This is a genomic window from Flexivirga sp., from assembly GCF_035551235.1.
In the GTDB taxonomy this organism is placed as follows: Bacteria; Actinomycetota; Actinomycetes; order Actinomycetales; family Dermatophilaceae; genus Flexivirga.
The window spans coordinates 108,992-127,291 of record NZ_DASZNO010000005.1 but is presented as its reverse complement, the minus strand read 5'-3'; the positions used below and the strand labels follow the sequence as shown (position 1 = coordinate 127,291).

The following is an 18,300-nucleotide window of genomic DNA, read 5'->3' as shown; positions in this document are numbered from 1 at the left end:
GCGGTCGGGGTAGTCCGGCGCGGCCAGGTTGGCCGGCTCGACCCGGAAGTCCAGCACCGTCGGCGACGGGATCGAGAACTTCGGCTGCACATGGTTCGCCTCCGCGACGGACTTCAGGTAGCGGAAGTGCTCCAGCATCGGATGGTCCTTCGGGAAGCCGAGCTTGCCGTCGATCCGGACCCCGAGCGCCTTCGTCGTCGCGCCCTGGAAAGGCAGGCTGTGGTCCAACTCGACAACCGACACACCGTCGAGACCGCCGAGGAAGTCGAAGTGCCACCAGGACCGGCGGAACTCACCATCGGTCACCGCGCGAAGCCCGGCCTGCGCCTCCTTGGCGACCAACTCGGCGATCTGCTGGTCCTCGACGCCGCGCAGGTCCTCGTCGGACAACTCGCCGGCCTCGTGCGCCGCTCGTGCCCGCTTGATGGCGTCCGGCCGCAGGAATGAGCCGACGATGTCAGATCGGAACGGAGGATTGATCGTCATACCTCCCGACCCTAATGACCGGCCGGGCCGGCGGCGGGACAGGAGCCGACCGAATTCAACAGTTCGTCATCCTGAAACACCCCCCGGCAACGCCCCGGAGTCCCTACAGTCCCAAGAACGTACGGCGCGATCGCGCCGCCAAGCACCCTTGGAAGGTCCTCATGCCACAACTTCCCACGCGACCACGCATCACCCGCGTGCGTCTCGTCACGCTGCTCGCCACGTCGGCCCTCGCCGTCGGCGGGCCCACCTGCCTGGCCGTCACCCCGGCCCATGCCGCCTCGAACTCCGTCGTCATCTCCGCCGTCTACGGCGGCGGCGGGAACTCCGGTGCGCCATACCAGAACGACTACATCGAGCTCTACAACGGCGGATCGACCGCGGTCGACCTGTCCGGCTGGTCGCTCGCCTACTACTCGTCGACCGGCGGCAGCGGCGGGACGACGAGCCTCACCGGCTCGATCGCACCGGGCGGCCACTTCCTCGTGCAGGAGGGAGCGGGCAGCGCCTCGGCCGCTCCGCTCCCGATCCCCGACGCCACGGGCACCCTCAACATGTCGGCCAGCAAGGGCAGCGTCGTCCTCGCCCACGGCGACGCCACGGTCGACACCGTCGGGTATGGCGCGGTCACCTCCTCGTATGTCGAGGGCTCCACCGCGCCCGGGATCACGAACACCACCGCCGACAGCCGGACCAAGGGCTGCGTCGACACCGACGACAACTCCAAGGACTTCGTCGCGGCCGACCCGAAGCCGCTCAACTCCACCGCGCCGATCGGCGTCTGCGGCACCGACGGCAACACACAACCGCCGCCGACCGGCACATCGTCGACCATCGAGCAGATCCAGGGCACCGGTTTCCAATCGCCGCTGGCCGGTGAGCAGGTAAAGGACATCAAGGGCATCGTGACCGCTCTCAACGGCGGCGCCGGCTTCTGGATCCAGTCGACCACTCCGGACGACGACCCGCGGACCAGCGAGGGCCTCTATGTCTTCGGCGGTGCCGGCATGGTCAAGGTCGGCGACGACGTCACCGTCGCCGGCAAGGTCAGCGAGTACCGCCCCGGTGGTGTGAGCAACGGCAACCTGACGACCACCGAGTTGGGTAGCCCGAACATCCAGGTGAACAGCTCCGGCAACGCGTTGCCGACGGCGGTCGAGATCGGCTCGCAGGGTCATGTGCCACCGGCTCAGGTCGTGGAGCAGGGCGACCCCGGCAATGTCGAGCAGGCGGGGCTGACCCTCGACCCGCAGATGAACGCGCTCGACTTCTGGGAATCGTTGGAGGGTATGCGGATCCAGGAGACCGACGCCAAGGCGGTCGGCCCGACCGCGACGAGCTACGGCGAGACACCCATCGTCCCGGCGAACACGAAGGACGTCACCTGGACACCCGACGGCGGCGTCCTCTACCGCAGCTACGACACCCCGAACGCGATGCGGTTGATCCTCTCCGACGCTCTGCTGCCGAAGGACTCCATCGCACCGGCCAACACCGGAGACACCTACCAGGGCGTGACCGCCGGCGTACTCGACTACAACTTCGGCAACTTCACCCTGCTGGCCACCGAAGCCGGTCAGCACAAGTCCGGCGGCACCACCCGTGACGTCACCACCGCACCCAGCAAGCAACAGGCCGCGGTTGCGACCTTCAACGTCGAGAACCTCGCGCCATCCGACCCGCAGAGCAAGTTCGACCGGCTCGCCGGTCAGATCACGACGAACCTCGCGTCGCCGGATGTCCTTGCCATCGAAGAGATCCAGGACAATACCGGTGCGACCGACGACGGCACCGTCGACTCCGCGCAGACCACCGACAAGCTGATCGCGGCGATCAAGGCCGCGGGCGGCCCGGCATACCAGGCGAAGTGGATCGATCCCGTCAATGACCAGGACGGCGGGCAGCCCGGCGGCAACATCCGCTCGGTGTTCCTCTACCGCACCGACCGCGGTATGTCGTTCGTCGACAAGCCCGGTGGAACGCCGACGAACTCGGTCGCAGTGACCGGCAACGGCCCCACGACCTCGATCAACTACTCGCCCGGCCGGATCGACCCCACCAACGCGGCCTGGGACGACTCGCGCAAGCCGCTCGTCGGCGAGTTCCGGTGGCAGGGCAAGCCGCTCTTCGTCATCGCGAACCACTTCAACTCCAAGGGAGGCGACGACGGCATCATGGGCCGCTACCAGCCGCCGCAGCGCTCCTCCGAGGTGCAGCGGCACGCGCAGGCGACCGCCGTCCGCGGCTTCATCGACGACCTGTTGACCGCGAACAAGAAGGCCAACGTGATCGTGCTTGGCGACCTGAACGACTTCAACTTCAGCGAGACCGCGAACATCGTCAAGGGCTCGGGCAAGACGGCGATGACCGATCTGATCGACACGCTGCCGGCGAACGAGCGCTACAGCTACGACTACCAGGGCAACAGCCAGGTGCTCGACCAGCTGCTGGTGAGTCCGGCGCTGGCCAAGAAGTACGACTATCAGGTCGTGCACACCAATTCGCAGTTCTACGACCAGGATTCCGATCACGACCCGCAGATCGTGAAGCTGCAGGTCCACTGACACACACCAGCCGTCGCGGGCGCGAAGACGACGACCACGAGACCCGGATGCGTGAGCGAGCTTGCGAGCCACACATCCGGGTCTCGTGCGAGGAGTCGAGCCAAAGACACCGGGAACGTCCGGCGGGGTCGCGTTGTTGTGCGGTATGACGAAACTTCTCCCGCGACGGAAAGGACGGCGCCCGTGAGCGACCAGTCGACATACAAGGTCACCAAGACCGACGAGGAGTGGAAGGCCGAGCTGTCCCCCGCTGAGTACGCCGTGCTGCGCGAGGCGGCGACCGAGCGACCCTTCACCGGCGAATACACCGACACCGAGACCGAAGGCGTCTACTCGTGCCGGGCGTGCGGCGAGGAGCTCTTCCGCAGCACGACGAAGTTCCACAGCCACTGCGGCTGGCCGTCGTTCTACGCACCATCCGAGGACGACAACGTCGAGCTGATCACCGATACGTCGATGGGTATGACGCGCACCGAAGTCCGTTGCGCCAGTTGCGGATCCCACCTCGGGCACGTCTTCGAGGGTGAGGGTTACCCGACCCCGACCGACCAGCGTTACTGCATCAACTCGGTGTCGCTCAAGCTCGCTCCGACCGGCAGCACCGACTGACCGGTAACCCCACGGCCCGTCGCCGCGCCTCCTCGACAGCGACCGGAACCAGTGCCACGCTTGCCCGGTTCCGAACTGGAGGAGAGTTATGGCGACGGACCGAGCGACCCCGATTCCCAAGACGACCGGGATCTTCCGGCGCAAGCCGATCGAGGCGGCTGAGGACAGCGGTCTGGAACGCACCATCGGCCTGTGGCAGCTGACCGCCATCGGCCTGGGCGCGATCATCGGGGCCGGCATCTTCGCGCTCGCCGGGCCCGTCGCCAAGGCCGACGCCGGTCCGGCCGTGTCGATCTCCTTCATCATCGCCGGCATCGCCAGCGCATGTGCTGCGCTCTCCTACGCCGAGTTCGGTGGCCTGATCCCCCGCGCCGGCTCGGCATACACCTATGGGTACGCCGTGCTCGGCGAGGCGGTCGGCTGGTTCATCGGCTGGGACCTGCTGCTGGAATACACCGCGATCGTCGCTGTCGTCGCGATCGGCGTCTCGCAGTACTTCAGCTTCCTGCTCAGCGCGATCGGCATCCACCTGCCCGCTTGGATGCTCGGCGCGCCCGGCACCGGCAGCGGACACCATGTCGATCTGTTCGCCGTGCTGCTCTGCCTGTTCGTCGCCTGGTTGCTCAACCGCGGCATCCAGACCAGTGCGAAGGTGGAGACCTGGCTGGTGTTCGTCAAGATCGCGATCGTGCTCGCGGTCATCGTGGTCGGGGCGTTCTACATCAAGTCCGACAACCTGTCGCCATACATGCCCTACGGCATGTCGGGTGTCGCGACGGGTGCGGCAACGGTCTTCTTCGCGGTCTTCGGGTATGACGCGATGAGCACGGCTGCTGAGGAGTCCAAGGACGCCGAGCGCAACCTGCCCAAGGCGATCATCCTGTCCCTCGCCATCGCGATGGTGCTCTACCTGCTGGCCGCGACCGTGCTGACCGGCATGGTCGACTACAAGCACCTGTCCGACACCGCCGCTTTCGCCGAGGCGTTCAACGGCGCGGGGCTGACGGTGTTCGCGAAGATCGTGTCGATCGGCGCCATCGTCGGGATCATCACGGTCCTGTTCTCGTTCACCCTGGGTGCCTCCCGCGTCTGGTTCGCGATCAGCCGCGACGGGCTGCTGCCCTCGTGGTTCGCCAAGACGAACAAGCACCGGTCGCCGTCACGCCCCACCTGGATCGTTGGCATCGTGGCCGCCGCCATCGCCGGCTTCGTCAAGATCGGCGATGCCGCCGAGCTCACCAACATCGGCATCCTGCTGGCGTTCGTGGTCGTCTCGGCCGCAGTGATCGTGCTGCGCTACCGCTCGCCGGAACTGCCGCGGACCTTCAGGACGCCGTTCATGCCCATCACTCCGCTGGTCGGCATCGCCTTCTCCATCTGGCTGGTGACCAAGCTGCAGGAAGCGACCTGGATCCGGTTCGTGGTGTGGTTCCTGATCGGCGCGATCGTCTACGCGGCATACGGTTACCGGCACAGCAAGGTCGGTCAGGGAGAAGCCGTCCAGACCAACGACGGCTAACCATGCCGAGTGACGGCTTCTTCGCCGAGAGACGGTCGGATCGGACCGTCACTCGCCGAGGAAGCCGTCACTCGGGATGAAACGTCAACGTAGGCGGCGGGCGATGTCGCCGATCGGCGCGAGCGGGCCGGTGAAGAACGGGATCTCGACGCGGGTGTGCATGCGCGCCTCGGCGGCGCGCAGGTCGCGCATCAGATCGACGATGCGGTGCAGTTCGCCCGCCTCGAACGCCAGGATCCACTCATAGTCACCGAGGGCGAACGCCGGCACGGTGTTGGCCCGCACGTCGGGGTAGCCGCGAGCCAGCAGGCCGTGGTCCTTGAGCATCGTGCGGCGCTCGGCGTCGGGCAGGAGGTACCACTCGTAGGAGCGGACGAACGGGTAGACGCAGACGTACTTCTTCGGCTCCGGGTCGACCAGGAAGTCCGGCACGTGCGACTTGTTGAACTCCGCCGGGCGGTGCACCGCGACGCTGGACCACACCGCGTCGAAGCTGCGGCCGAGCTCGGTCAGCTGGAAGCGGTGGTAGGCGTCCTGCAGCGGCTCGATGTCCGCCGAGTGCCACCAGATCATCAGGTCCGCGTCGGCGCGCAGGCCTCCCACGTCATACGTGCCGCGCACCACGACGTCCTGCGACTCCAGCTCCTTCAGGAACTGCTCCGCCTCCGCGATGGCGCCTTCCCGGTCGTCCGGCAACGCGCGGGTCGCCTTGAACGCGGAGTACATCGTGTAGCGGATGGTGTCGTTGATCTCGTTGATCGCCTTGGCACCCGGTCGCAGTCGGTCGTCGCTCATGTGCCCATTGTCGCGCTCGCGATCAGCGACCCGCGAGGTGGGTGAGCACCGCCCCGGCTGCCCGTCGCCCGGTGCCGATGCACGCCGGTATGCCGACGCCGTCGTATGCCGCGCCCGCCACTTCGAGACCGGGTAGAGCAGTCAGCTCGGCACGCACCTCGGCGATCCGGTCCAGGTGCCCGACGGCATACTGCGGCAACGCTCCACCCCAGCGCTGCACATGGGCGGCGATCGGACGGGGCATGTCCTCGCCGAGGGCGGCGCGCAGATCCGACATGCCGGCCGCCGCGAGCTCGGCGTCGCTGCGCTGCAGATCGGCTTCCTCCCCCTGCCGGCCGATCGAGACCCGAGCGAACGTGACCTCCGGCGCCGCCTCCTCGAGCCACGGCCACTTGCTGGAACTGAAGGTCGACGCCTTGATCCGCCGGCCGTCGACCGGAGGCACGAGGAAGCCGGAACTGCCTGCGAACACTGTGGATTCGGCGCCGGAGAACGCATAGGTGACGATCGCCATCGACGCGTAGTCGATGCCGGCGAGCGCCGTCGCGGCCTCCGGCGCAACGGACGAGAGCAACCGGGAAGTGGCACGCGCCGGGGTCGCGACAACGACGGCGTCGGCGTCGATGATCTCCGGCGACCGGGTCTCGCCCACCGTGACCTGCCACTGGTCCCCGGTCCGCTGCAGGTCCCGGACCGTGGCCCCGGTGCGCACCGTCACTCCCCTGTCGAGCAGCAGCCGGACCAAGTGCTTGGGCAGCGACCCGACACCGCCTCGAACACCGGCGAACACCGGTTTCGGCGAGCCGCTCGTCGTGGCCGACCGCTCGGCCGCCGACCGCGCCGCATCGGTCAACGCCTGCCCGTGCTGTGCGGCAGCAAGCAGCGCCGGCGCGGCTACCGCAGCGGAAAGTCGCCGGGCGTGACCGGCATACACACCGCCGAGCAGGGGCTCGACGAGACGGTCGACGACGGCGGACCCGAGCGCGGACTCGACCAGTTCACCCACCGACAGATCGCCCGACACCTCGACCACACGCTCGTCCCGCACCCGGTCGATCTCGGCATCGGTCAGCAGGGGTTCCAGCGATGAGGCATCCGCGGGTACGCCGAGCATCGTGCCCTTCGGCATCGGTCGCAGCGCGTCCCGTGTCCAGATCGACGCGAACACCGACGCGGGGTGCACCGGTTCGACATCGAGATCAGCGAGCAGCTCGAGACCCTCGGGGCGGCGGGCGAGCATCGACTCGGCACCGACGTCGACCTGGTGGCCGGCGATGGTCGCCAGGCGCAGCTTGCCGCCGATCTGCGGAGACCCCTCGAGCACCATCACGTCGTGTGAGGACGCCGATGCTTCGAAGGCAGCGGTCAGACCACTGATCCCTGCGCCGATGATGACGATGCGAGCCATGCTCACAGCCTCTCACCAGGCCGCTGCGCCACCGCAGCAGCATCGTGACACCGGCCGGAAACCGCTCAGTCCAGGCAGAATTCGTTGCCCTCGGGGTCGGTCATGACGATGAACCCCAGCGACATCGGTGGTGCGGGTTCGAAGCGGCGCACTCGCGCCGCGCCCAGCGCGACGAGCCGGGCGCACTCGGCCTCCAGAGCGCTCATCCGCTCGTCGCCCTCCAGACCGGGTGCCGCCCGCACGTCCAGATGCAGCCTGTTCTTCGCGCGCTTGGCCTCGGGCACCTGCTGGAAGAAGATGCGCGGTCGCAAGTCATCGGGGTCGACCAGTGCGGACGCCGAGTTGCGCTGGTCCTCCGGCACACCGGACTCCTCCAGGAACCGGTCCCACGCGGCGAGTGGATCCTCGCCCTCGGCGAGTTCGGCCCCGGGCGGTCCCGGATGGACATACCCGAGTGCATCTCGCCAGAAGGTCGACAGGGCCCTGGGGTCGAGTGCATCGAACGTCACCTGGAAATCACGGGTCATGAGGACAACGTGTCAGGTCCACCGGACAGTTGCGGTCCGTATCGACTCGCTATGTCGCATTGGTTCGCCAGGTCGCATCGACTCGCGAACCTCGGGGAGCGGACGCCGCAACCTCGCCCCACGCCTCCGCGATCACATCCGCCGCGCGGTGCAGGCTGACCTCGTCCAGGGCGTATGGCGTCCGGACCCACCGCTCGAGCCCACGACCGTCGACGGCGAAGAGCGCTCCCGGCGCGAGCAGCACGCCCCGTCGTTCCGCAGCAGTCACCAATGCGGTCGAACTCTCGCTGGGCAGGTGCCACCAGAGGCTGAGACCACCGGTGGAGACCTCCACCTGCCATCCCGCGCACCGCGTGGCCAGCCCGAGCATCACCTGCCGGGACGCCTTGATGCGCTCCCGCGACTCGTCGCTCAGACCGCCCTGGCTCCGCAACAATCCGGCAACCACGAGTTGCTCCAGCACCGGCGCGCCGAGGTCCATCGACAGTCGCGCCCTGGCGATCGCGCCCACGAGCGCGTGCGGGGCCCGGATCCACCCGATGCGCAGCCCGCCCCAGAACGTCTTCGATGCACTACCCACCGTGACGCAGCCCGGCGCGTGGGCGGCCATCGGCCGGGCGTCGATCGGGCGGTCGAGCCAGGTGTCGGACATCGTCTCGTCGACCACGCCGACGACACCGGTCGACCGCCACTTCCGCGCGACGTGGGCACGTTCGTCGTCGGACCAGACGTGCCCGGTCGGATTGTGGAAGTCGGGCATTGCCAACATCATTCGCGCGTTCGACCGGCGTATGACGCCCGCGACCTCCTCGACGCCGTCGGCGACGAGCGGGGCCCCGATCACCCGAGCTCCGGCGTGCTCGAGAGCACGCACCGAGTTGGGGTAGCTCGGGCTCTCCACCACCACCGGATCCGCGCGGTTCAGGCCGGCCCGGAAGACCGCGGCCAGCCCGGCGAGCGCGCCGGTCGTCACGATGATCTGGTCGGGATCGGTCGCCACGCCACGGTCGGTGAACCGCTCGGCGAGCGCCTCCCGCAGCTCCGGCACCCCGAGCGGGAAGTAGCCGGCCGCCGCGATGAAGGACGGCATCCGCTCCACCGCCGCCGCGTAGGCGCGGTTCAGCCCCGGCGTCGCCGCGGGCGCCGCACAGGTCAGGTCGATGACATCACCCCCACTGGGCTGCAGCGAGGACAACTCCAACGGCTCACCGCCGCCGGCGACCGGACCGCCCGGCACCTGCACCACGGTGCCCGACCCGCGCACGGCCGACGCGTATCCGCGGTCGCGCAGCACGCCATACGCACGGGTGACGGTGGTGCGACTGACGCCCAGCTGGCTGAGCAGCTCCCGCTCGCTCGGCAGCCGGGTGCCGTGCAGCAGCCGCCCGTCCGCGACCAGCTGGCGAATGCCGTCGGCCAGCCAGCTGTATGCCGGGGTGCCACCGGCACGAGGGCCGAGCAGGACCGAGAGACGCCGGGCGGACACGCGACTTTCCATGCGTCCATGGTCACCCGAGTGGACCTCTCCGGCAATGCCAACTGCTTCGAAAAGGTGCCCGAACACGCCACTCACTCCGAAGTGGCTATTTTTTCAGGGGCCATCGACACGTCATCCTGGCGGGGTGAAGCCGACTCTCGCCTCCCTCAGCCCTCGGGAGCAACTACGCGCCGGGAAACTGCCCACCCGACTGGTCCGCCTCTTCGTGGGTCTCAGCCTGTATGGACTCGCGATGGCACTCTTCGTGCGGGCCGGGCTCGGCCTCGACCCGTGGGACGTCTTCCACTACGGCGTCGCGAAGCACCTCGGGCTCGACCTCGGCACCACCGTCATCCTGGTCAGCATCCCCGTCCTGCTGTTGTGGATCCCGCTGCGCCAGTGGCCGGGCTTCGGCACGATCGCCAACGCGATCTGGATCGGCATCGCGACCAACATCGCACTCGCCGTCATACCCACCCCGCACTCGCTGACCGTGCGGATCGTCATGTTGCCGACAGCGTTGGTGGTCAACGCGATCGGTGGCGCGCTCTACATCGGCAGCCAGCTCGGCCCCGGTCCGCGGGACGGGTTGATGACCGGCCTGCATCTGCGCACCGGACTGAGCCTCCGGCTGGTGCGGACCTCACTGGAGCTCACCGTGCTCGCCGTCGGCTGGCTGCTCGGCGGTGTCGTCGGCATCGGCACCGTGCTCTACGCCGTGTCGATCGGGCCGCTCGTGCAGTTCTTCCTGCGCTTCCTGGTGGTCCCGCTGGACGAACCGGTCAGGAAGTCGCCGAGTGAACCAGCTCCACAACCCGGGTCAGCGCATCCGGATCCGTGTGCGGCAACACTCCGTGCCCGAGGTTGAAGATGTGCCCGCGAGCAGCCTTCCCCTCGGTGAGGATCTGGCGGACCTTCGCCTCCAGCGGCTCCCACGGCGCGAAGAGCAACGCCGGGTCGAGGTTGCCCTGCAGGCTGTATGACGGGCCGACCCGCCGCGCCGCCTCGTCCAGGGGCACCCGGTAGTCGACACCGACCACGTCGGCGCCGGCCTCGCCCATCGCAGCCAGCAGCTCACCGGTGCCGACACCGAAGTGGATGCGCGGCACGTCGAGGTCGGCGACCGCGTCCAGTGCAGCAGTGGAATGCGGGAGCACGAATCGCCGGTAGTCGGCGAGGGACAGCGCGCCGACCCACGAGTCGAAGAGTTGTATGGCGCTCGCCCCTGCCTCCGCCTGCACCCGCAGGAAGGTCCCGGAGATGCGGGCGAGCTTGGCGCACAAGGCATTCCAGACATCGGGGGCGCCATACATGAGCGCCTTGGTGTGCTCGTGGTTCTTGGACGGACCGCCCTCGACGAGGTAGCTGGCGAGCGTGAACGGCGCTCCCGCGAAACCGATCAGCGGGGTGCCGCCGAGCTCGGCGGTGACCAGCCGCACCGACTGCGCGATGTCCTCGATCCGGTCCGGCGTCAGCTCCGGCAACGCGTCGACGTCCGCCGCCGTACGCACCGGATGCGCGATGACGGGACCGATCCCGGGGTGGATGTCGACGTCGACGCCGGCGGCGGCGAGCGGCACCACGATGTCGCTGAAGAAGACGGCCGCGTCGACACCGTGCCGGCGCACCGGCTGCATGGTGATCTCGCAGACCAGCTCCGGCGTCCGGCATGCCTGCAGCATCGGCACGTCGGCTCGCACCTGCTTGTACTCGGGCAGGGAGCGACCGGCCTGGCGCATGAACCACACCGGCGTGTGTGTTGTCGGCAGGCCGCGCGCGGCGCGCACCAGGGCGCTGTCACGGGGGTCGGAGGCTTCGCGGGTCACGCGACAGATCCTCGCAGGTGACCGAGCTGACGACGAGCACGACCCCGAGCGGGCCGACCTCGCGGTTCTTGGGCCTTCTTCGCCGGCGACCCGCCGCCCCGACATCCAGCAATCGAAGGCTTGTACGACTTAGGCTGGCAGGCGTGGGAAATCAAGACTTTGGCGGCGCAGCAGCACTGGACTTCCAGGCGGCCGTGCGCGACCTGCAGAGCGTGCGGTTGCGACCGGAGATCAGCCTGACCGAAGTACCTGCTCCGGCGCGGATCGCCCCGTACTCGCTGGCGATGACCGCGGACGTGCACAGCACCGTCGGCACCGACGAGGCAGAGCTGGCGACCGGCCGGCTCGTCGTGCTGCACGACCCGGATTTCCCTGAGCCCTGGGAAGGTTCGTGGCGGCTGGTCAGCTACGCCCGTGCCGAGCTGGAGACCGAGACCGGCGCCGATCCGCTCCTCGGCCAGGTCGGCTGGAGCTGGCTGATGGACTCGCTGCGCGATGCCGGAGCCACATTCCGCGCCGAGGCGGGCACGGTCACCCGTGTCCTGTCCGAGGGCTTCGGGTCGCTGGCCGAGGACGGCGGCAATGTCGAGATCGAGATCCGGGCATCGTGGACGCCCATCGGGCTCGACCTCGGCACCCACCTGTCCGCCTGGACCAACCTGCTGTCGACCGTCGCCGGTCTGCCGCCGCTGCCGGAGGGCGTCGTCGCCCTGCCCGGCCAGCGACGATGATCATGGTGCGATGAGCGAAACCCCAGAGACGCCGGAGGCGGCTCCGGCATACCCCGTCCTGGCTGCGCCGGCCGACGGCATACCGGATGTCATCGTCGACGAGCGCGGACTGCAACGTGCCGCCGACGCTGTTGCCGCAGCGGACGGGCCGGTCGCCATCGATGCCGAGCGCGCCGCCGGGTACCGCTACGGCAATCGGGCCTACCTGGTCCAGTTGCGCCGCGAGGGCGCCGGCACCTTCCTGCTGGACCCCATCGCACTGCCCGACCTGTCGCCGATGCAGGAGGCGATCGGCGACGCCGAATGGGTGCTGCACGCCGCGACCCAGGACCTGCCCTGCCTGGCCGAGGTCGGCATGCAGCCGCGCGCGCTGTTCGACACCGAGCTCGGCTCGCGCCTGGCCGGCCTGCCCCGTGTCGGCCTCGCCGCGGTGATCGAGCACTACGTCGGCATCTCGCTCGCCAAGGAGCACTCCGCGGTGGACTGGTCCACCAGGCCGCTGCCCGAGCCATGGCTCACCTATGCCGCGCTCGATGTCGAGGTGCTCGTAGAGGTCCGCAACCGGCTGCGCGCCGACCTGGAGCAGCAGGGCAAGCTCGAGTGGGCGCTGCAGGATTTCGCGGCGCTCACCTCGTTCACCGGATCGGCACAGCGGACCGAGCCGTGGCGACGCACCTCCGGCATGCACCGGATCAAGGACAAGCGGGCCGTCGCGCGAGTGCGCGAGTTATGGCTCACCCGCGACGCGATCGCGCAGGAACGCGACACCGCACCCGGCCGGATCCTTCCCGACGCGATGATCGTCGAGCTGGCCAACTCCGGGCCGCGCACCACCGAGGCGCTGCAGCAGGTCGGCTCGAACCTGCAGGGCGCGTCCCGCAGTCGCGCCCGACTCGCCGGTCGCGGCACCAGCCGGTATGCCGGCCGCTGGCTGGACGCCATCGAGCGCGTCGCCGCCATGAAGGACGCCGACCTGCCCCCGGCCACCGTGCGCAACGATGCTCCTCCCCCGCAGCGCACCTGGGCCGACCGCAATCCGGAGGCTGCCGCCCGGCTGTCGTTCGTCCGCGCGGCACTCACCGACTTCGCCGAGCAGCATCACGTCCCCATCGAGAACCTCATCACTCCGGACACCCTGCGCCGAGTGCTGTGGACTCCCCCGAAACCGTTGACGGACAACGCGATTCGCGCACGCCTCGCCGAGCTCGGAGCGCGTCCGTGGCAGATCGACCTGGTGGCGCCATACATCCTCGAGGCGCCGGACGAACCCCCTGCTACTGGCGAGTAACAACCGGGTTAGAGTCGACTCCGTCAACTCGTCCCACTCTCGGGAGGCACCGTGCCCCGCACGCTCTCTGAGGTCGTCTTCGTCGATGGTGTCCGCACACCGTTCGGCAAGGCCGGGGAAAAGGGCATGTACGCCCAGACCCGCGCCGACGACCTGGTCATCAAATGCATCCGTGAACTTCTGCGTCGCCAGCCCGACCTCGACCCGGCCAAGGTCGAGGAGGTCGCGCTCGCGGCAACCACCCAGATCGGCGACCAGGGCCTGACCCTGGGTCGCGTGGCCGGCCTGCTCGCCGGCCTGCCCAAGACCACTCCGGGCTACTCGATCGACCGCATGTGCGCCGGCGCCATGACGGCGGTGACCAACACCGCGTCGAGCATCGCGTTCGGTTCCTACGACATCGCCATCGCCGGTGGTGTCGAGCACATGGGGCGCCACCCCATGGGTGAGGGTGTCGACCCGAACCCGCGGATCATCGCCGAGAAGCTCGTCGACCCGTCGGCGCTCGTCATGGGCGAGACCGCCGAGAACCTGCACGACCGCTTCCCGGAGATCACCAAGGAGCGCTGCGACGCGTTCGCCGTGGGCAGCCAGAACAAGCTGGCCAAGGCGTATGCCGAGAACAAGATCCAGCCCGACCTGGTGCCCGTGGCGACCCGCCACGAGGACAAGGGCTGGGGCCTGGCAACGGCCGACGAGCCGCCGCGTCCCGGCACGACGGTCGAGGACCTGGCGCAGCTGAAGACGCCGTTCCGTCCGCACGGCAACGTGACCGCGGGCAACGCCGCCGGCCTGAACGACGGCGCCACCGCCTGCCTGCTCGCCTCCGAGCGCGCGGCGACCGAGCTCGGCCTGCCGGTCGGCATGCGCCTGGTCAACTACGCCTTCGTCGGCGTGGAGCCCGAGGTCATGGGCATCGGGCCGGTCCCGGCGACCGAGAAGGCCCTGGACCACGCCGGCCTGGGCATCAGCGACATCGGCCTCTTCGAGCTCAACGAGGCGTTCGCCGTCCAGGTGCTGTCGTTCCTGGACCACTTCGGCATCGCCGACGACGACCCGCGCGTCAACGAGTACGGCGGCGCGATCGCCACCGGTCACCCGCTCGCTTCCTCCGGCGTTCGCCTGATGACGCAGCTGTCCCGCCAGTTCGCCGAGCACCCGGAGGTCCGCTACGGCCTCACCGCGATGTGCATCGGCATCGGCATGGGTGGCGCGGTCATCTGGGAGAACCCGCACCACAAGGACTACGTCAGCAGCGTCAGCAGCACTGACTCGGAAGGAGCCGCGTGATGACCGACACCGCACAGCAGGCACCCGCACGCGACGAGGTCGTCACCCACGCGCACGTCCAGGACGTCGAACTGCCCGGCGGCGCAGGCACTTTCGCGCTGATCACGCTGGACAACGGCTTCGACCACACCAAGCCCAGCTCGTTCGGGCCGGCCGGCCTGGCCGAGCTGAGCGACGCGCTCGACACCCTCGCCGAGCGCGCCACCAAGGGCGAGATCGTCGGTGCCGGCATCACCGGCAAGCCGTTCATCTTCGCCGTCGGCGCGGACATCACCGGCATCCCGTCGATCACCGACCGGGACCAGGCGCTGGAGATCGCCCGCACCGGCCACGAGGCGTTCAACAAGATCACGCAGCTGTCCGTCCCCACCTTCGCGTTCATCAACGGCGCGTCGATGGGTGGCGGTGTCGAGGTCGCCCTGTATGCCGACTACCGCACCATCTCGTCCGACGTGCCGGCCTATGCGTTGCCGGAGTGCTTCCTCGGACTGGTTCCCGGCTGGGGTGGCACCTACCTCGTGCCGAACCTCATCGGCACCGAGAAGGCCGCCCAGCTGATCATCAAGAACCCGCTGTCGCAGAACCGGATGATCAAGGGCAAGAACGCCTTCGAGCTGGGTCTGGCCGACCGTCTGCTGCAGCCGGTCACCTTCCTGGAGGACTCCCTGGCCTTCGCCGCGCGCGTCATCAAGGGCGAGGAGAAGGTCGAACGCGCTCCGGTCGACACCTCCGAGGATGCGTGGAACGCTCCCCTGGACGAGGCACAGGCCGAGGCCGATGCCAAGACGGGCAAGGCGTCGCCGGCGCCATACAAGGCGATCGAGCTGATGCGTGCAGCGCGTACGGCGAGCCGGGAGGACGCGTTCGAGGCCGAGAACCAAGCGCTGGCAGACCTGATCATGAGCGACGAGCTGCGCGCGGGTCTCTACGCCTTCAACCTGGTGCAGAAGCGGGCGAAGCGTCCGGCCGGTGCGCCGGACAAGTCACTGGCCCGCAAGGTCACCAAGGTCGGCATCGTCGGCGCGGGCCTGATGGCCAGCCAGATGGCGCTGCTCTTCGCCCGCAAGCTGAAGGTGCCGGTGCTGCTCACCGACCTCGATCAGGAGCGGGTCGACAAGGGCGTGGCCTACACCCACGCCGAGATCGACAAGCTGCTTGCGAAGGGCCGGCTCAACTCCGACGGCGCCAACCGCCTGAAGGCACTGGTGTCCGGGTCGACCAGCAAGGACGGCTTCGCCGACGCCGACTTCGTGATCGAAGCCGTCTTCGAGGAGATGTCGGTCAAGAAGAAGGTCTTCGCCGAGGTCGAGGCCGTCGTGTCGCCCGAGTGCGTGCTGGCGACGAACACCTCGTCGCTGGACATCACCGAGATGGCCTCCGAACTGCAGCACCCGGAGCGGGTCGTGGGCTTCCACTTCTTCAACCCGGTCGCGGTCATGCCGCTGCTGGAGATCATCCGGGGAGACCGGACCGACGACGCCACCCTGGCGACGGCGTTCGCGACCTCGCGGGGGCTGGGCAAGACCAGCATCCTGGTGAAGAACTCCCCGTCATTCGTGGTCAACCGCCTGCTCGGCCGCTTCATGGGCGACGCGGGCCGGATCGTCGACGAGGGCACTCCGATCGAGGTCGTGGAGCAGGCGTTCGCGGGGCTGACCCCGATGCCGCCGTTCATGCTGATCAGCCTGGTCGGCCCGGCGATCGCGCTGCACAACAGCGAGACGCTGACCAAGGCGTTCCCGGAGCGGTTCTACGTCTCCCCCAACCTGGCCAAGGTGGTCGAGGCGAAGATCCCGAGCTTCTACGGCAGCGACGGCGCCATCGACCCGAAGGTGCTCGAACTCTTCGAGGCGCCGGCGTCACCGGTCGCGCTCACCGCCGAACAGGTGCGCGAGCGGGCACTGGAGTCGCTGGCCGACGAGGTGCGCAAGATGCTGGACGAGGGTGTCGTGCAGGCACCCGAGGACATCGACCTGGCGATGATCACCGGGGCGGGCTTCCCGTTCTGGAACGGTGGCGTCACCCCGCTGCTGGACCGCACCGGGATCAGCGAGAAGGTCACCGGCAAGCGGTTCCTCGAGCCGGGTGTCGCCTCCGTGACGAGCAGCTGACGAAGAGCTGAATCGGCGCCGACATACCACGGCGTAACAATTTCGGGACCGAAACGGGCTCTGTGACACGCATCGCGTGTCGCAGAGCCCGTTTCAATCTCATATGTGAGCTACACTCGCGACATGACCGATGACTACCTCTCCCGCGTCGGAACACTCATCCGCGACGCGCGGCGGCACAAGAAGCTCACTCAGAACGAGTTGGCCGAGGCGCTGCAAACATCGCAGAGTGCGGTCGCCCGTATCGAACAAGGCAAGCAGAACCTCAGCCTGGAGACGCTGGCCCGCATCAGCGAGGCGCTCGACACCGAGGTCGTGGCCGTTGCTTCCTCGACACCTCTCAACCTGCGGATCAAGGGCGGGCGCAAGCTGTCCGGCGAGATCGACGTCCGCACCTCCAAGAACGCCGCGGTCGCCTGCCTGTGCGCGACCCTCCTGAACAAGGGCAAGACCACGCTGCGCAATCTGGCGCGCATCGAGGAGGTCAACCGCATCACCGAGGTGCTGACCTCCATCGGCGTCAAGACCCGCTGGCTGCCCGACAGCAGCGACCTCGAGATCATCCCGCCCGCGCAGTTCGACCTGGGTGCGATGGACGAGACGGCGGCGCGCCGCACCCGGACCATCCTGATGTTCCTGGGCCCGCTGCTGCACCAGTTCGACGAGTTCCAGCTGCCCAACGCCGGCGGTTGTGACCTCGGCTCGCGGACGGTCGAGCCGCACCTCTACGCACTGCGTGCGTTCGGTCTCGACGTCGTTGCCAGCCACGGCTACTACCACGCCAAGGTCGACCCGTCGGTCCACCCGACCAAGCCGATCATTCTCACCGAGCGCGGCGACACCGTCACCGAAAACGCTTTGTTCGCAGCGGCTTTGCACGACGGTGAGACCGTCATCCACAACGCCAGCCCCAACTACATGGTCCAGGACCTGTGCTTCATGCTGGAGAAGTTCGGGGTGCGGATCGAGGGCGTCGGCACCACCACACTGCGCGTGCACGGCGTCAAGGAGATCAACGAGGACGTCGAGTACCACCCGTCCGAGGACCCGATCGAGGCGATGACCCTCGTCGCGGCCGCGGTCGTCACCGAGTCCGAGATCACCATTCGGCGTGTGCCGATCGAGTTCATGGAGATCGAGCTGACCCTGCTCGAGGGCATGGGCATGAAGTACGAGATCGAGGGTGAGGAATACACCTCGGCCAACGGCAAGACCCGGCTGGTCGACATCACCACCAAGCCCGGTCCGCTGACGGCGCCCAAGGACAAGATCCACCCGATGCCGTTCCCCGGGCTCAACATCGACAACCTGCCGTTCTTCGCGGTCATCGCTGCCTACGCGCAGGGCACCACGACCCTGCACGACTGGGTCTATGAGAACCGCGCGATCTACCTGACCGAGCTCAACTCGCTCGGTGCCAAGGTGCACCTGATGGACCCGCACCGGGTGATGATCGAGGGCAACACGCGGTGGCGTGCGGCCGAGGTCATGTCGCCGCCGGCGCTGCGGCCCGCCGTCGTCATACTGCTGGCGATGCTTGCTGCTCCGGGCGTCTCGGTGCTGCGCAACATCTACGTGATCGACCGCGGCTACGAGGAGCTCGACACCCGGCTCAACAAGCTGGGTGCCGACATCCAGACGTTCCGCGACATCTGAATCTCATGGCTCG

The 18,300-nt window shown here is 68.4% G+C and carries 15 protein-coding genes; 9 read left to right on the top strand and 6 right to left on the bottom strand.

Annotated elements, in window-relative coordinates:
- Positions 1 to 486: uroporphyrinogen decarboxylase/cobalamine-independent methonine synthase family protein (locus tag VG502_RS00900; protein ID WP_473964763.1), on the bottom strand; the 486-nt coding region annotated here is incomplete at its 3' end.
- A 161-nt stretch (positions 487 to 647) separates the two neighbouring features.
- Here VG502_RS00900 and VG502_RS00895 point away from each other — a divergent pair.
- From VG502_RS00895 to VG502_RS00885, 3 genes are all read left to right on the top strand, one after another.
- The gene (locus VG502_RS00895) at positions 648 to 3,050 is read left to right on the top strand and encodes a lamin tail domain-containing protein (protein ID WP_325547817.1); all 2,403 of its coding nucleotides are present in this window, start codon (positions 648 to 650) and stop codon (positions 3,048 to 3,050) included.
- A 183-nt stretch (positions 3,051 to 3,233) separates the two neighbouring features.
- Positions 3,234 to 3,659: a peptide-methionine (R)-S-oxide reductase MsrB gene (msrB, locus tag VG502_RS00890; RefSeq protein ID WP_325547816.1), complete on the top strand. Its 426-nt coding sequence runs from the start codon at positions 3,234 to 3,236 to the stop codon at positions 3,657 to 3,659.
- Between the two features lie 88 nt (positions 3,660 to 3,747).
- Positions 3,748 to 5,178 (top strand): amino acid permease, encoded by a 1,431-nt coding sequence (locus VG502_RS00885; RefSeq protein ID WP_325547815.1) that lies wholly within the window; start codon positions 3,748 to 3,750, stop codon positions 5,176 to 5,178.
- A gap of 84 nt (positions 5,179 to 5,262) precedes the next feature.
- Here VG502_RS00885 and hemQ read toward each other — a convergent pair whose 3' ends face one another.
- From hemQ to yczR, 4 genes are all read right to left on the bottom strand, one after another.
- Positions 5,263 to 5,973: a hydrogen peroxide-dependent heme synthase gene (hemQ, locus tag VG502_RS00880; protein WP_325547814.1), complete on the bottom strand. Its 711-nt coding sequence runs from the start codon at positions 5,971 to 5,973 to the stop codon at positions 5,263 to 5,265.
- A 22-nt stretch (positions 5,974 to 5,995) separates the two neighbouring features.
- Positions 5,996 to 7,381: a protoporphyrinogen oxidase gene (gene hemG / locus VG502_RS00875; RefSeq protein WP_325547813.1), complete on the bottom strand. Its 1,386-nt coding sequence runs from the start codon at positions 7,379 to 7,381 to the stop codon at positions 5,996 to 5,998.
- A 65-nt stretch (positions 7,382 to 7,446) separates the two neighbouring features.
- Positions 7,447 to 7,908: a VOC family protein gene (locus VG502_RS00870; RefSeq protein WP_325547811.1), complete on the bottom strand. Its 462-nt coding sequence runs from the start codon at positions 7,906 to 7,908 to the stop codon at positions 7,447 to 7,449.
- A gap of 49 nt (positions 7,909 to 7,957) precedes the next feature.
- Positions 7,958 to 9,406, bottom strand: a complete 1,449-nt coding sequence (gene yczR, locus VG502_RS00865) for a MocR-like transcription factor YczR (RefSeq protein WP_325547809.1) — start codon at positions 9,404 to 9,406, stop codon at positions 7,958 to 7,960.
- A 124-nt stretch (positions 9,407 to 9,530) separates the two neighbouring features.
- On the opposite strand from yczR, the gene yczE reads away from it, so the two are divergent.
- Positions 9,531 to 10,253, top strand: a complete 723-nt coding sequence (gene yczE / locus VG502_RS00860; protein WP_325547807.1) for a membrane protein YczE — start codon at positions 9,531 to 9,533, stop codon at positions 10,251 to 10,253.
- On the opposite strand, the gene hemE is transcribed toward yczE, so the two are convergent.
- Positions 10,168 to 11,316, bottom strand: a complete 1,149-nt coding sequence (gene hemE, locus VG502_RS00855) for a uroporphyrinogen decarboxylase (protein ID WP_414655687.1) — start codon at positions 11,314 to 11,316, stop codon at positions 10,168 to 10,170. The two genes, yczE and hemE, sit on opposite strands and share 86 nt — an antisense overlap.
- A 38-nt stretch (positions 11,317 to 11,354) precedes the next feature.
- Between hemE and VG502_RS00850 the strand changes: the two genes are divergently transcribed.
- The 5 genes from VG502_RS00850 to VG502_RS00830 all read left to right on the top strand — a co-directional run bounded on the left by VG502_RS00850 (position 11,355) and on the right by VG502_RS00830 (position 18,287).
- Positions 11,355 to 11,942 carry a DUF3000 domain-containing protein gene (locus tag VG502_RS00850; protein ID WP_325547804.1) on the top strand — a complete coding sequence of 196 codons (588 nt, stop codon included), beginning with the start codon at positions 11,355 to 11,357 and terminating at the stop codon, positions 11,940 to 11,942.
- 10 nt (positions 11,943 to 11,952) lie between these two features.
- The gene (locus VG502_RS00845; protein WP_325547803.1) at positions 11,953 to 13,230 is read left to right on the top strand and encodes an HRDC domain-containing protein; all 1,278 of its coding nucleotides are present in this window, start codon (positions 11,953 to 11,955) and stop codon (positions 13,228 to 13,230) included.
- Positions 13,231 to 13,281: 51 nt separating this feature from the next.
- Positions 13,282 to 14,520, top strand: a complete 1,239-nt coding sequence (locus VG502_RS00840) for a thiolase family protein (protein ID WP_325547801.1) — start codon at positions 13,282 to 13,284, stop codon at positions 14,518 to 14,520.
- The gene (locus tag VG502_RS00835) at positions 14,520 to 16,631 is read left to right on the top strand and encodes a 3-hydroxyacyl-CoA dehydrogenase NAD-binding domain-containing protein (protein ID WP_325547800.1); all 2,112 of its coding nucleotides are present in this window, start codon (positions 14,520 to 14,522) and stop codon (positions 16,629 to 16,631) included. Before VG502_RS00840 ends, VG502_RS00835 begins: the two co-directional genes overlap by 1 nt.
- 123 nt (positions 16,632 to 16,754) lie before the next feature.
- On the top strand, positions 16,755 to 18,287 hold the full coding sequence (locus VG502_RS00830; RefSeq protein WP_325547798.1) for a helix-turn-helix domain-containing protein: 1,533 nt from the start codon (positions 16,755 to 16,757) through the stop codon (positions 18,285 to 18,287).
- Positions 18,288 to 18,300 lie beyond the last annotated feature (13 nt).

Excerpts from the sequence above, each read along its gene's own strand:
- VG502_RS00895 (WP_325547817.1), top strand. The coding sequence starts at position 648 with ATGCCACAACTTCCCACGCGACCACGCATCACCCGCGTGCGTCTCGTC.
- VG502_RS00885 (WP_325547815.1), top strand. The coding sequence starts at position 3,748 with ATGGCGACGGACCGAGCGACCCCGATTCCCAAGACGACCGGGATCTTC.
- hemQ (WP_325547814.1), bottom strand. The coding sequence starts at position 5,973 with ATGAGCGACGACCGACTGCGACCGGGTGCCAAGGCGATCAACGAGATC.
- hemG (WP_325547813.1), bottom strand. The coding sequence starts at position 7,381 with ATGGCTCGCATCGTCATCATCGGCGCAGGGATCAGTGGTCTGACCGCT.
- VG502_RS00870 (WP_325547811.1), bottom strand. The coding sequence starts at position 7,908 with ATGACCCGTGATTTCCAGGTGACGTTCGATGCACTCGACCCCAGGGCC.
- yczR (WP_325547809.1), bottom strand. The coding sequence starts at position 9,406 with ATGGAAAGTCGCGTGTCCGCCCGGCGTCTCTCGGTCCTGCTCGGCCCT.
- hemE (WP_414655687.1), bottom strand. The coding sequence starts at position 11,316 with ATGTCGGGGCGGCGGGTCGCCGGCGAAGAAGGCCCAAGAACCGCGAGG.
- VG502_RS00845 (WP_325547803.1), top strand. The coding sequence starts at position 11,953 with ATGAGCGAAACCCCAGAGACGCCGGAGGCGGCTCCGGCATACCCCGTC.
- VG502_RS00835 (WP_325547800.1), top strand. The coding sequence starts at position 14,520 with ATGACCGACACCGCACAGCAGGCACCCGCACGCGACGAGGTCGTCACC.
- VG502_RS00830 (WP_325547798.1), top strand. The coding sequence starts at position 16,755 with ATGACCGATGACTACCTCTCCCGCGTCGGAACACTCATCCGCGACGCG.